At 39.5% G+C, this 14,714-nt stretch carries 8 protein-coding genes and 4 pseudogenes; 4 read left to right on the top strand and 8 right to left on the bottom strand.

What is annotated here, in order from left to right; translation table 11 throughout:
- Positions 1 to 10: 10 nt before the first annotated feature.
- The 4 genes and pseudogenes from AACL31_RS14175 to AACL31_RS14160 all read left to right on the top strand — a co-directional run bounded on the left by AACL31_RS14175 (position 11) and on the right by AACL31_RS14160 (position 7,540).
- Positions 11 to 3,838: pseudogene (locus AACL31_RS14175) on the top strand (TcdA/TcdB pore-forming domain-containing protein).
- Positions 3,839 to 4,266: 428 nt separating this feature from the next.
- Positions 4,267 to 4,590, top strand: coding sequence for a hypothetical protein (locus tag AACL31_RS14170; RefSeq protein ID WP_339053299.1), 324 nt, complete (start codon positions 4,267 to 4,269; stop codon positions 4,588 to 4,590).
- A 26-nt stretch (positions 4,591 to 4,616) separates the two neighbouring features.
- Positions 4,617 to 4,925 carry a TcdA/TcdB pore-forming domain-containing protein gene (locus AACL31_RS14165; RefSeq protein WP_310512319.1) on the top strand — a complete coding sequence of 103 codons (309 nt, stop codon included), beginning with the start codon at positions 4,617 to 4,619 and terminating at the stop codon, positions 4,923 to 4,925.
- A 35-nt stretch (positions 4,926 to 4,960) separates the two neighbouring features.
- Positions 4,961 to 7,540: pseudogene (locus AACL31_RS14160) on the top strand (TcdA/TcdB pore-forming domain-containing protein).
- Positions 7,541 to 7,798: 258 nt separating this feature from the next.
- Here the strand turns inward: AACL31_RS14160 and AACL31_RS14155 are convergent.
- The 8 genes and pseudogenes from AACL31_RS14155 to agaR all read right to left on the bottom strand — a co-directional run bounded on the left by AACL31_RS14155 (position 7,799) and on the right by agaR (position 14,564).
- Positions 7,799 to 8,652, bottom strand: a pseudogene (locus AACL31_RS14155) (tagatose bisphosphate family class II aldolase).
- A 9-nt stretch (positions 8,653 to 8,661) separates the two neighbouring features.
- Positions 8,662 to 9,093, bottom strand: a complete 432-nt coding sequence (gene agaF / locus AACL31_RS14150) for a PTS galactosamine/N-acetylgalactosamine transporter subunit IIA (protein ID WP_310510571.1) — start codon at positions 9,091 to 9,093, stop codon at positions 8,662 to 8,664.
- Positions 9,094 to 9,102: 9 nt separating this feature from the next.
- Positions 9,103 to 9,995: pseudogene (locus AACL31_RS14145) on the bottom strand (PTS system mannose/fructose/sorbose family transporter subunit IID).
- On the bottom strand, positions 9,985 to 10,785 hold the full coding sequence (agaW, locus tag AACL31_RS14140; RefSeq protein ID WP_409013931.1) for a PTS N-acetylgalactosamine transporter subunit IIC: 801 nt from the start codon (positions 10,783 to 10,785) through the stop codon (positions 9,985 to 9,987). The pseudogene AACL31_RS14145 and the gene agaW overlap by 11 nt, the downstream one beginning before the upstream one ends.
- Positions 10,785 to 11,267 carry a PTS N-acetylgalactosamine transporter subunit IIB gene (gene agaV / locus AACL31_RS14135; RefSeq protein WP_310512321.1) on the bottom strand — a complete coding sequence of 161 codons (483 nt, stop codon included), beginning with the start codon at positions 11,265 to 11,267 and terminating at the stop codon, positions 10,785 to 10,787. The genes agaW and agaV overlap by 1 nt, the downstream gene beginning before the upstream one ends.
- Positions 11,268 to 11,279: 12 nt before the next feature.
- Entirely contained in the window at positions 11,280 to 12,437 is a 1,158-nt protein-coding gene (locus AACL31_RS14130; RefSeq protein ID WP_310512322.1) for an SIS domain-containing protein, read from the bottom strand.
- Positions 12,434 to 13,735 (bottom strand): D-tagatose-bisphosphate aldolase, class II, non-catalytic subunit, encoded by a 1,302-nt coding sequence (locus tag AACL31_RS14125; RefSeq protein WP_339053298.1) that lies wholly within the window; start codon positions 13,733 to 13,735, stop codon positions 12,434 to 12,436. Before AACL31_RS14125 ends, AACL31_RS14130 begins: the two co-directional genes overlap by 4 nt.
- A 55-nt stretch (positions 13,736 to 13,790) precedes the next feature.
- The gene (agaR, locus tag AACL31_RS14120; protein ID WP_310512324.1) at positions 13,791 to 14,564 is read right to left on the bottom strand and encodes a transcriptional repressor AgaR; all 774 of its coding nucleotides are present in this window, start codon (positions 14,562 to 14,564) and stop codon (positions 13,791 to 13,793) included.
- Positions 14,565 to 14,714: the final 150 nt, after the last annotated feature.

Below are 14,714 nucleotides of genomic sequence, written 5' to 3'. Positions count from 1 at the left end.
ACTGCCATCAGTGACTTTTAATCATGAAGGGGAAAGCAGTCGTTTTGATGGCCAATTAATTATCCAGCTAGAAAATGATCCGATAGTAAGAGAAGCGGCGATCCAATTAGTAAAAAAACATCCGCAAATATCGGTTTTACTCCAGTTGGATAATGAGGGGAATATTTTTACGGTGCATGGCAATATCGAGCATTTGCGCCACCAAACTCAGCAGCGCTGGCAGTTAGTTGGCCATGGTCGGGATAGTCAATTTGATGGTGATCATGATAGTCTGGCCTGGCGTGAAGCTAAACCTTTGGCACAGCAGTTAAAACAATTAGCGACTGATTTGCGGATGACTTTTTCGCCAAAACATATCAATTTGGTTGGGTGTTCGTTGGCTGACGATAAACAGCAAACCAGTTATGTCAGGCAATTTGCTGAGGCGTTAGATGAAACAATTCGGCCCTATTCGGTTTCTGCCTATTCTTCTAAGCTGATGGTCAACGATGAAGGCAGAAAACGATTGACGGAAACGGGTAATAAAACCACGCTGTTTTTTAATAACCAGCAAAATGACTGGCATATTGAGAAAGTGGCCGGCAAAACATTTAATAACCTGGCTAAAAAAGGAATTGAACAAGCAACCTTAGGTGCTCCTTCAAGGCTGGATTCTATCTTTTATAAATTAATGGCTTTCATTAAGCAGGCTGAGCAATTTAAGTCGACGATGAGCCAGTTTTATCATTATCATCATTTGTCGCTACAAAAGTGGGTGCCGCTTTTCAGCAGTTTTAACAAAAATAACCCGCAGTCAGACAGTTATAATTTACACTTTATTCATAAGGAAACCAATCAACTTAAGAAATTGGTCACCAATAATAAACATATTATTGATTTTATCAATAAATGTAATCAATACCTGGAAATGATTATCAAAGTTTATTCTTACAACGGTAAAACATTAGCTCTGCGCAGTAATACATCTGATGTTGATAGTGTACATGGATTAAATGCTGCTTTTCTCATTAAAGAGTTGATCCCTTGGTTTGCCAATAAATATCGGCTAGAGGTAGCGGATAATGAATTATCAGAAACCCTCAGTACAGCACTTAATATACATACTTACCTCAATTTGACTCAAATAGTGCATGGAACAGTGGAAGATACCCTAAGGTTGGTCAATATATATCAAATGGTTGCCTACCAGGGACAACAGGCAACCAAAGGATTATTAAGCCCATTATTTCAAGCTAGTTACGCTATAGGTGGACTATTTAATATTGCTAGCATCGTTTTGGATAGTATTGAGTTAGCCAATACACAAAATGATCTGCAACGGGCAGTTTTTAGTGCTCATTTAGGCATTGATATTACTAATTTAGCCGTTATTGGTATTGGAATAGGGGCTGGCATACTTGGATCAACCACGGTTGCTACGTTTGCTGGCGCCTTATCTGTACCGCTGGCAGGAGTGGGGATCGGGATCACCGCATTAGCCGAAGCGTTTGGTAATATAACCCACAGTGTACAGATAGTGGGCAACTATTTTGCCGATGTCGATTTGGCTTATAAAGCGGGTGGTTATCGGCAGGTAACGAAAAAAATATCTGACAGTAATGCGGCTATTGCGATTATGGAACCGATACCAGGAGCCGTCATTACCGAACTGGACTTACGGCAAAATAAACTGACTTATGCGAGCCAATATCTTTATCGTAATGATCCAACATCTGCGGTCGGTTCAGGTAAAAGTGATTATTTCTTCTTCTGGCCTAATCGCGATCTAAATCAAGATAAAAGCCAGGCCATCAATATTAGACAGGGGTTGGGTTATCAAGAGAGTCAGCTTAATTTTAAGCCTGGCGAACATCCACTGATCCTACCGGGCACCCCGATAACCTACTTATATTATCTGTATATGATCTTACCTTTTGTCACGGGGCGAGATGATAGGGGATTTGATATATTAAGAAAATTGGAACAAGATGGTCGGTTTAATTTCGATTTTTATGCTTTTCCCGGTGAACGAGCAATCTATAGGATTATACCAGATTATGTTTCAACACCGATTAAAGTGATTTTGGACGATCGCGACAGGGATTTGGTGATCCCAACATTGCCAATCGATTTTCAACGCTATATCACTTATCAGTTGGTTGGTGGTAAGGGAGAATATCGGATTAGTTTAGCGAAAGAGGCATCATTAAGCTTGCTATCAGATAATGTTAATACGCGTTGGATATTGGATGCCCGTTATCTTAACTCTGGCACTAATATGCAAGTTAGTGAAGTGGATAATTGTCTCTATATTGATAATGTGACGATAACATTACCGAAAAGCGCCAAACAGATTGTGGTGATAAATAAACAGGGAACTTTTGTCTTTGATGAAAAGAGTAAACAAATGCATGCCTCTCATGTGGATGCTACTTATTTCAAAAATAGTGACTCACTGGATGAATATCTTAAAACGCTAGCCAGTATTTAAGAGCATCCAGCTGCATTTGTGATTATTGATAAATATCGACCCGATCATGGTACTGGCGAAGTGGGTAGAGCTTATTATGAGATTGCCCGTAGTCGTACTATTTATACCAATCAGCCAGCGATGGCCGAGTTTCTGAGTCAAGCAGTCTTAGCCAAAGTCGAAGGTGATAAAGCCTGGTTTTATCGTGATACGGCTATTTGGCAGGTAGAAATCAGCAGTGGGCAGCTATTACGGCAATATGTGCCATTCGGTTTTCCGGCTGCGAATGATGCAGCTATCCACAGCTATACTATTCAGAGCAATGGTCAATTACTATATGTGATCGAGCATGAGAATGGCATGCGTTGTGTATATACTGTTGAGGATGCAACATTAAAATTGGTTGCGATTAATGGCAGTAAAGATATGTTGAACTTGTTAAATAATATTAAACAGCTAGTAGATTTTAGTGGACAGAATAAAAATACTGCAACCTTATTAATATCTGATCCTACTCAATTTAATGATCCCTCAACCACTAAAATAGATACCATCTCTAAGCTTATGTCAATAACCGATCTTGTTCCAAGTCGGGTTGCTGAAGTGCTCTATTTATCGGGTTATATTGACAAAAAAAAACAGCATTTCTGGTTAATAACGAAAGATCAGCAGGCACATAAAGTAGTTAGTTTAAATCTACCAGAAGCAGCTAAGGGGAAGGGCGAGGCACTGCTCGCTAATGATGTTACTATTGCCAAACAATCGCAATCGTTAGCATCGCTAACAGAATTTATTCTTGCAGCGATCACGACCGATGAGTCACCCGGTTATTATTTTTATAATCCACAAAAGCATGAGCTCTATTTTCAAGCTGATGATGGTTTCTCCGGTAGTCAGGCTAAATTAGTTACGACCAATATTAAATCACTTTTTCCCATTAATAATAAATTATTCTGTCAACGAGATGATGGTGTATTTAGTTTGCTGGATAATCAGGGGATAAATGTATTACTCGGGGTTTCACAGGATTGGTTACGTAAGCATAATGACGATGTTATATTAGATTTGAAAAATCTTATTAATTCGATGCATCATTCAGCTGATTACATAATGTTGCAGGGGTTGCAGGATCAGCAGGAAAATCCGATCAGAGGCTGGTATGATAAAAAAGTCGATCGCATAGTACGGGGTGGAAGTAGTTTAGATGCTAATCATGATCTCGTTTACTTAGGTTTATCAGAAGATAAGCGGGAAGCATTGATTTATGATAATGATGAACAACAGCGATATCGTTTTTTGCAATCTGACACAGTCACATTGACTCCGACAGAAAGCGGGATCTTGATCTCAGATATTCCAGCAGACCCTTCATGGGCTACTTTTGCCTAGTGCTATTGATGTGCTAATCATGGTCTTGTTGTAACAAGGCCACTGATATTGCTGTTATTAATATTTGGCCTTATATCAGAGCTAATAAATTCTGATATCAAGATAAAATATTTTTGACAAAAGAGCTTATATTAAAATAATTGATTATTTCGATGCTTACAATATTAGTAATGAATTAAATGGATCCCTTCGTTCTGTTACAAGATTGGTATTAAATTTTGGTTTAATATTTAGATTAATTTTTATTTTTATATATTCAGCAGGCTTATTTATTTTAAGTAACTCATCTTACTTTACTCTACAGCTTATTTATCGCTGCTATACTCAATTTCTCTACGATAAATGTTCCTTTATAGCAACATTGGATGCAATGTTGATACTGGAGACTTATTTCTGAAAGAATAGTTATTATTGAGATAATAGATAATATGAATGCAGAAAATGATATTAAGTCGCATATGATTGAGTGGAAAAATTGGGCGAGTCAAGTTCAATTAGATCCAACAGAACATAGAGATATTGCATTACAGAGAATAATAGAGTGTGTAAATAGTAAAAGTGTTTTTCTTAATTTATCTGGTTTAGGATTAACTTCGTTACCTAATAATTTACCTAATAATTTACCTAATAATTTACGCTTTCTTGAAGTTTATAGTAATCAACTAACTGAGTTACCCAATCATTTACCTAATTCATTAAAACATTTAATAGCCAGTAATAATCAACTAACAATAAGAACATTATTGATTTAATTAGTAAATATAATGAGTATTTAGCCATGGTAACCAAGGCTTATCATTACAATGGTAAAACATTAGTTTTGCAGGATAGTATCACTGATGCCGATGGGGTACATGGATTAAATGCGGCTTTCTTGATAAAAGAACTGATCCCTTGGTTTGCCAATAACAATCGTTTTGGGGTGGTAGATAATACATTATCAGAAACTCTTAGTACGGCAATTAATATACACACTTATCTCAATTTGACTCAAATAGTTCATGGAACCGTGGAAGATACGCTGCGGTTGGTTAATTTGTATAAAATTGCTGCTATCAGGGTAAACAAGCTACTAAAACATTACTAGGTGGAGTATTTCATTATCATCATGCTACTGATTTCATATTAAATTTTAGTAGTATTGCTTTGGATAGTATTGAATTGGCTAATGCGCAAAATGATCTGCAACGCGCGGTTTTTTCTGCTCAATTAGGTGTCGATATTACTAATTTGGCGGTTATTGGTGTAGGAATGGGTTCTGTCATGCTAGGGGCACCGACGGTTGCTGCTTTTTCTGGTGCTTTATCTGTTCCGCTGGCAGGACTAGGAATCGGAGTTATGGCTTTGGCAGAAGCGTTTGGTAAGGTAACTCACAGTGTACAGATAGTCGGTAACTATTTTGCTGATCTTGATTTGGCTTATAAGCAGGGTGGTTATCGGCAGATAAAGAAGAATATTGCTAATAATGATGCAGTGACTATTATGGAGCCAATCCCAGGTGCTGTTATTATCGAGCTGGATTTACGCCAAAATAAGCTGACCTTTGATAGTCAGTATCTCTATCGTAATGATCCCACATATGCGAGCGGATCAGGTCGAGGTGATTTTTTCTTTTTTTGGCCCAATCGGGAATTAAATCAGGATAAAACTCAGGCAGTCAATATTCGACAAGGCTTGGGGTATCAAAATAGTCAGTCTAGCTTTGAGCCAGCTAATCATGTTCTGATCCTGCCGGGAACCCCTATTACCTATTTACATTACAAATATATGATTTTGCCTTTTGTCACCAAGCGCCAGGATAGAGGGTTTGATGTATTGAGAAAACTGGAACAGGATGGGCGGTTTGATTTTGATTTTTATGCTTTTCCCGGTGAACGGGCAGTCTATAAAATTGTGCCGGATTATGTTTTAACACCCATTAAAGTGATTTTAGATGACTGTAATCGGGAGCTGCTGATCCCTTCATTGCCGATGGATTTTCAGCGCTATGTTACATATCAGCTGTTTGGCGGGGACGGGGAATATCGGATTAGCTTGGCCAGAGGGGTGTCAGTGACTTTGCTATCAGAGAATGCAAATACGCGTTGGATATTGGATGCACGCCATCTTACATTGGGCACTCATATGCAGGTTAGCGAAGCGGGCGACTATCTCTACATTGATAATGTGGTAATTTTCTTAGCGAAAAACGTCAATCAACTTTCCGTGGTAAATCAGCAGGGCATTTTTGTCTTTGATGAAAAGAATAAAAAAATGCAGCTTACCCAGCTGGATGCCACTCTTTTCGATAATAGCGGCTCATTGAACGAATATCTTAAAACCTCAATTGAGGCTGAAGCTCATTCGGCAGCATTTGTGATCATCGAACACTATCAACCCGATAATGGCTCAGGCTAAGTGGGAAGAGCCTATTATGAGACCGCCCGTAGCCGTATTATTTATACTAATAGGCCAGATGCGGCGGAATTTCTGAGTCAAGCAGTATTAGCTAAAGTAGAGGGTGATAGAGCCTGGTTTTACCGTGATAGTGCTATTTGGCAGGTAGAAATTAGTAGTGGTCAAGTGTTGCAGCAATATCGACCATTTAGCTTTCCGATTGAAAGTCATGAAGTAATACGTAGCTATACTATTCAGGGAAATGGCCAATTGTTTTTTGTGATGGAGCAGGTCAACGATATACGTTATGTCTATCTCATTGATGATACCGCGCTGAAATTGGTTGCAATTAATACTGGTAGAGAGCTGCTGGGTCTGCCAGGAGAGATTAAAAGGATGGCCGATTTGATGGTAGTAGATGAAAATGACATAGTAAAAGCATTAGAAAGTACCGAATTGAGTCTTATTCCTTCTCTTGAAACTGAAGGTCGATATGAATTTGTTGCATCAACCGCCCTTGTTCCAAGCCAGGTTAACGAAATACTCTACTTATCGGGTTATATTGACGGCAAGGAAAAGTATTTTTGGTTAATCATGGAGGATAAGCAAGTACAGAATATGATCAGTTTAAATTTGCCGGATGTTGAGCAGCAGGAAGCTGAACAGTTGAACCATTCCAGTGCCATTATTGATAATCAAGCGCCATCATTGACATTAATATCAGAGTTTATTCTTACAGCGATCACGGCAGGTGATACGCCCGGTTATTATTTTTATAACCCACAAGAACATTATCTCTATTTTCAGAAGGATAATGGTTTATCGGGTAGTCAGGCACAATTAGTTGCTACTAATATAAAATCACTATTTCCCATTAATAATAAATTCTTTAGTCTGCGTGAAGATGGCGTATTTAGTTTGCTAGATAATCAGGGTAGAAATGTTTTACTTGGTGTTTCAGTGGATTGGTTACGTGAACATAGTGACAATGTTAAGCAAGAGTTAGATGATCTTATTTATGAAATGCCTCATTCTACGGATCACATAATGTTACAGGGGTTACAGGATCGGGAGGGAAATCCAATTAGAAGTTGGTATGATAGTATAGCTGGTCGGATAGTAAGATGCGGAAGTAGTTTAGATGTTAATCACGATCTGGTTTACTTGGGGTTATCAGAAGATCAGCGGGAAGCATTAATTTATGATAATGATGAACAACAGCAATATAGCTTTTTGCAGCCACCTACGGTTATGTTAACACCGACAGAAACAGGTCTCTCGATCACCGATCTTCCTGAAGATCCTTTATGGGCAGCGCTTGCTTAGTGGTGTTTCAGGATAATAGTTGTTCTGTTATTAAACAAAACAACTAATTTTAATGATTATTTAAACTTGTTAAATATCAATTTATTCGAGCGCAAATATTTAGTCAGTCACTGGATAATTTATTTTTATTGCTGTTTTTATCTATTTTAATGAAAATTAAGCTAGCTTTGTTATTTCATATTATTGGAATAAGTTATTGCCAAATAATAAATCATCAAGCTGTGTTAAATAGTGGTTAATTGAAGTGGCAATATAGCGTTAGATTTTTCCGGCACTATTACACATCATGATTTTATTTTCTACTACCTGTTGCATTGCTTGTTTACCTGGTGTGATGTATTTGCGGGGATCGTTAGCGTCAGGATGTTCAGATAGATATATTTTTACTGCATCAGCAAAGGCAATTTTTAAGTCGGTAGCCACATTGACTTTACAGATCCCTAATGAAATAGATTGGCGTATCATCTCTTCAGATATGCCTGATGCGCCATGTAAAACTAATGGAATATCTACTTGCTGCTGGATCTCCGCCAGGCGTTCAAAGTCAAGATGAGGTTCATCATGGTAGAGTCCGTGAGCAGAGCCAATGGCAACTGCTAGCGAATCTATACCAGTTTGCGCAACATATTTTTTAGCAGCAATCGGATCGGTATAAAAACTCTCTTTACTATCAACAATTAATTCATCTTCTTTCCCCCCAGGCGACCTAATTCAGCTTCGACACTCACATCGTAACGTTGGCAAAATTGCACAACATTAGCCACGATCTCGATGTTTTCTGCAAATGGTAGATGGGAGGCATCGATCATTACCGAGCGAACACCGGCTTTGACTTTATTGCAGATATCGCTCAATCCTTCATGATGATCTAGATGGAGAGCAAGGGGTAATTTATTCAATGAAGCGGCTTGGGTACAAATAGATACCATGTATTCAAGGCCGGCGTAGGTAAAGGTACTCGGTGTACCGGCCAGAATGACCGGTGAAGCCATTTTGGCCGCAGTTTCCACAACGACTTGGATAGTTTCTAAATTGTGAACATTAAACGCGGGTATCACATATTGCCCTCGTTGGGCATTTTTTAGCATTTCGCGGGTAGATATTAAATACATGGTAACTCCTTAAATACCATCATTATTATGAGATCTTTTATTCTGCTGTTGCTGATGCCATAAACTGGTTAATCCTTGGTGGCCACAATCCAGCGCCATATCACGAAATTTTTCTGCATCGATCGCTTGTCGTTCTAACATCATTTCGACCGCCATTTGCATATTCGTTCCCGTTAGGACTTGCCATTGTGGATGTGCCAATGTTAACTGCGAGGCTTGTGAAAATGGTGTGCCGCCAAGTAAATCAGTAAGAAATACTAAGCCGTCACCGATATCACAAATTTTACTGGCTTGATTTAATGCTTGGTGTAAATCTTCTGTTGTCATGCCTTCAGTAAAATCAATGGCAGTACACTGCTCTTGTTTACCAACAATTTGCTCCATTGCTTGCATTAAACCACTAGCAAAACTTCCATGGCCAGTAATGACAATGCCTAACATATTTACTCCTTATAAGAATCCAACTAATTTACCTGCCAGCCCAAATAGGATGGTAATTCCGATCATTTTTACGGCTGAAAACCCACGTTTTAAAAAACCATAAACGATTAGTGTGAAAGCCAGCGGTAATAAATTGGGCATTAATTTATCCAACACATCGGTTTGTAATGCCACCTTGGCCTCACCGGCCTTTAGTATTAACGGCGTAGAGAGATGAACATATGAAGCTACCAGTGCCCCGATTACCGTCATACCGACAATAGAGGCAGCATGAGAAATATTTCTGGTGTGAGTTTTTAGTATCGCAATCGCCTTAGTTCCTGCTTGATAACCGTAATGGGCTAGACCAAATCGTAAGGCAAAATGAACAATATTAAATAACAGCAAGAAAACGATCGGGCCAAAAATACTCCCCAGCAAGGCAAGTGAAGCACCGATACCGGCACATATTGGCAATAGAGTGAGCCAAAATAAGGCATCACCAATCCCGCCTAATGGCCCCATCAAGGCAACTTTAACCGCGCGGATAGTCGAAATTTTTTCTTTCCGCGCTCCATAGCTAATACCAGGCCGGATAAAAAAGTGACATCAAAAGGGTGAACATTAATAAATTCCATATGCATTTTCATGGAATTGGTGAGATCTTGTGGATTGTTGTGAATTTTACGCAAAGCGGGAATAAGCGTATATAACCAGCCACCGGCTTGCATACGTTCATAGTTAAAAGAAGCTTGCAAAAGGAGCGAACGTAGCGCCATAACATTAATATCATAGGAGGTTAGTGCTTTACCCGGCGTGGTATCAATATAGTCATCACTCTCTACCTGGCTGGTGGCTAGGGCTTGGGTCATGCGTTGTTCGCTTTTATTTGCCATCTCTTCATCAGATCCATTAAATGCCATCATTCATCTCCTGTTGATTGGTTTTTGATGGCATGTTTGCTGTTTCGCCATCATTATTACGAGTGCGGTTAAAGAAATCGATTAAAGCGATAGCAAAGGCACCTAAAGCGACGGCTATAATCGGTAGATTAAGGAAGGTGACAGCAAGAAAACCTAAGATAAAATAAGCGATATAAGTTTTCTTCATCATGATTTTCATCAGTAAAGCGAAGCCGATTGCAGGCATCATACCACCGGCAACCGCCAGTCCATCGAGCAGCCATTGTGGTGCTTTTTGTACCATAGCACTGGCGGCGTCAGCGCCGAAGTAAATAGGTAAGAAGGCAACGATAAAGTAAAAGCAAAATAGAATGATAATGCCAAAATAGTTTACCCACTCAACACCATGCCAATTGAGATTTTTAACCATTTGATCGCATTTATGCATCATGGGTGAATAAAGGGTAAATAATAGGGTAATGCAACCTTGCACCGCAATCGAAAAGGGAATGGCAATCCCAATAGCAACTTTAGGATCAGAATGGGTGAGAATAGCAAAAGCGGTGCCAATAATACCACCGATAACCACATTTGGGGGTTGCGCTCCAGCAAGTGGTACCATTCCCATCCAAACAAGTTCTAAAGTCCCACCAACTAATAAACCTGTCTGCACATCACCTAAAATTAGCCCTACGATCGGGCCTATTACAATCGGTCGATGAAGATGGGTTAGACCATTAAATAAGTCAACACCAGCAATACCTGCTAATAAGGCGATTAATAATGCATCAATAAACATATTTGTCTCCATTAATTCAGCAGATTGGTAATATTTTCACCGCTTTCATCTGGTACACGGCGAATTTCGCAGGTGATACCTAATTGATTAAGCTGACGAAAAGCGTCGATATCATTGTTATCAACGGAAACGGTTTTATGGATCTGTTTTTTCCCTTCGCAGAAATGCATATTACCGATATTGACAAAATCGATCGGTACCCCACCTTTTACCAGCGTCAATACATCCTGCGGCGTTTTGCAAACAATGAAAATTTTCTGCCGTTCTGCTGCCTTATGAATAATGTCAATCGTTTTTTGTAAGGTGAAATAGCGGGTTTGCACGCCATCGGATACCACCATATCCATGAGAGATTGTTGGATTGGATCATTGGCAGCCTCATCATTGGCAACGACAACTAAATTGGCACCGAGAGAATTGGTCCAAGTAATACCGACTTGACCATGGATCAGACGATTGTCAATTCGAGTCATTAAGATGTTTGGAGGGGACATATACGCTCCTTATTATTGTTCTGGTTGTATGTAGGGATAAATATGGACACCTTTTACTACCCGATTTACTTCACCTGTTGGACAGGGATTATCAGGCGCTAGCCCTAGGGATAGTGAAGTTTCGACCGCGATTAATTGCAGAAATAATAGGTAGGGAAAAATAAGCCAAATATCAGCTAGCGTCGTGTTAAGTTCAATGGCATTACTATCAGGTAGACTACTTAAGGCCAGGATTTTTTTAGCCCGTCCATCATGCTTTAATTCATTAAGTAGATCCAGATCATAACGTCGACAATACGCTTCTTGAGAAAGCAAAATGATAACTAACGTTTCTTCATCAATAAAAAATTTCGGGCCATGGCGAACTCCCATCGTTGAGTCATAACGGGTGGCAACTTGTCCCGCCGTTAACTCTAACATTTTAAGCGCACCTTCTTCGCTTATACCGGTAAAACAGTGGGAACCTAAAACTATCATGCGATTGAAACCTTGCTGAATAATAGGTTGAATAATTGTTTGCCAGTTGCTGGCCTGGTTTTCACATAAAGTGATTAAGGTGGCTAAATTCTGTTGCGCATGGCTTAAATTTGAATTGCCTAATAACAATATGGTCGCTAATGCCATGCAACTAAAACTGGATGTCATGGCAAAACTGCGATCGTTTGATCCTTCGGGCATAGTGAGTAAATAGACATTTGCTCGGTTTGTTGCATAATCTGTGAGTTTGCTTTGGGGATTACAGGTTAAGATTAAATGATGGCACTCTGTTAACAATTGATCTGCAAGCTTTATTGCCGCAAGGCTCTCTGGACTATTACCCGAGCGGGCATAAGAAATAAATAAAGTGGGTTTACTTTTGTCCAAATATTGCTTTGGTGTTGGCACAATATCCGTTGAAGCAATAGCATAAACATTTAAATGTCTGTGTTCGCGTAACCAAGGTGCGATTGATTTGCCAACAAATGCTGAAGAGCCTGCGCCACACAGAATAATTTGTAAATTAGCTTGTTTTAGTATTGGGTTAAGGAAGTTTTGCCAGGCAGCTGAATTATCTGTTAGCGTTTGATATAAGTTACGCCATAACTGAGGTTGTTGCTCGATTTCTTGTACGGTATATTGCGCGTTATGGCTTTTAAGCCATAGGGGATCATATGAGAAAAAGGGGATCATAATATAACGGCTCCTTCTATTTTTGTCTCACAAGCGATGGCATAATGCATTAATACCGAACGAATTTTATCCTTTACCCACTCTTTCGGCTCAGTGGCTGATAAGCGACCTGCATTAATTGCTTCCATTTGCTCTGGTAGATATTGGCTTAACATAGTGAGGGGAACGGGATGCTGGCGTAAGTTGGTTAATAACTTTTCAACTGCCGCCGCGACTTTAGGATTGGTCCAATAATAGCGAATACGATCGCTCAAACTGTATTGGCGATCAATATATTGCTGATGTGCACTACCTTGGTAATAAGGCCGCCAGTGGTTTGGCTGTTCATACATCACTTGCTCAAGAGTTTCGCTAAGATGCGCTGCAACATGTTCTCCATTCCATTCACGATCTAATTTATCTAGTGCAAACAGTGCTTCACGCAGGGCAAATGTTAATGCCGGCCCGACTTTTAAAATAACGAAATGATCACGTACCAAATTTTGGTAAGCTTGTGCAGTTTGATAATCGGTTGAATGGGCTTCGTAAACGATGTGGGGATGGCTCTCAATATATTGACTAAGTGCTTTCGCTTTTTCTGGCTGATAGTGTTCAACTTGGTAATGGTCAAACTCAACGCCCGGTTGCACAACCAGAGCGATAACTCTAGGCCAAACGTCGGTGAGTCCTGTATTGCGCCAAGCTTTTTGATGGATATTAAGGGTTGTGTCGGCAGCTTTAGCTGATGTGATTTGTATACCGGTCAGTGCTGATTTAGCACCACCCGGTGTAGGCACTTCCGTACCAATAACATAAACGGGTGCTTCACCGCCATTTTCTTGCCAACTGCGCTCAGCCACAGCGCACAAACGGGCTGCACGTTGAGCTACAATTTCGTCCGTTAAAGGTGTTGCATCGTCAGCACAAGGCATTGAACAATCAAGATGAATTTTTCGAAATCCAGCTTTGACATAGTCGTAGATCAGCGTTTCTGAAAATATCATAGCCTGTTCTGCACTGTGTTCTTGCCATACATTGGGCCCTAAATGATCACCACCTAGCCAAATTTGTTGGGTCGGAAAATCCAGTTTATGCGCGATGTTGAATACTTTATTTCTAAAATCAATTGGTTGCATGCCAGTATAGCCGCCAAATTGATTTACTTGATTAGAAGTAGCTTCAATTAAAAGTGCGGTTTTTCTCTCTTTTGCTAGCTGTAAAGCGCTTTCTAATACCCAGGAGTGAGCAGAACAAACAGAATAGATCCCGACCGCTTCGCCAGATTTATGGCGATGAATAAGTTGTAGTAGCGACTGCATAATATTTCCCTGCTAGCTGATGTATATTTATATTTAGGATTAAATCAACAAGGCGTTATTCGTCGACAATAATGACATTAACCCCAAGTTCAGCTAGTGTTTCACGGTACTGTTTTGGGATCCGGCTATCAGTAATCAGATGATGAATTTGTGTGGTTTCACAAATTAAACAAAAGCTCTTACGGCCAAATTTACTGCCATCTGTGACAGCAATAATTTGATGTGCTACATCACACATAATACGATTAAGGTGAGCTTCGCCTGGATGAGGGGTTGTGATGCCAGCTTCAAGATCAAAACCATCAACGCCAAGAAACAAGGTATTGAAACGATATTGAGCAAGCTGTTGTTCTGCGATTGAACCATAAAGGGAGTAGGAATTTTTACGCGTATTTCCACCTAGAACTATCACATCAATTTGCTCAAGATTGGCTAATTCATAAGCGATATTAAGTGCGTTGGTCATCACCACCAATGCATGATGATTACGTAAAAAAGGCACAATTTCAGTTGTTGTTGAGCCTGAGTCGATAATTATCGAATCGCCATCTTGGACAAACTCTGCCGCTTTGGCAGCGATCAATATTTTTAGTTCTCTATCTATTCGACCTTTTATTTGAAAAGGTCTGTCGAAAGCAAATTTGTTATTTGCCATTGCGCCACCATACGAGCGTAATGCACAGCCTTTTTTTTCTAAATAACGTAAATCATTACGAATGGTCACCAGAGAGACATTAAAACGCCGGCTAAGAGTGGTAACTTTTACACTACCATCATGGTATAGCATGTCGATAATAGTTTCTCGGCGTTTTATTGTATCAGTACTCATTTTAACTCCTGTTACGTTATTAAATCGTGGTGGTAAACAATAGAAACTAAAGTTAATTGCACAAACAACGCATTAGTAATTACAACAAAAGAAAGTAAACGAAACTGTGATCATGATTAAAGTTCATTTTTATAGAATAATGGGTTTATA

The organism is Arsenophonus endosymbiont of Crataerina pallida (genome assembly GCF_964020125.1).
GTDB lineage: Bacteria > Pseudomonadota > Gammaproteobacteria > Enterobacterales > Enterobacteriaceae > Arsenophonus > Arsenophonus nilaparvatae.
This window is presented reverse-complemented; position numbering and strand designations above follow the sequence as displayed.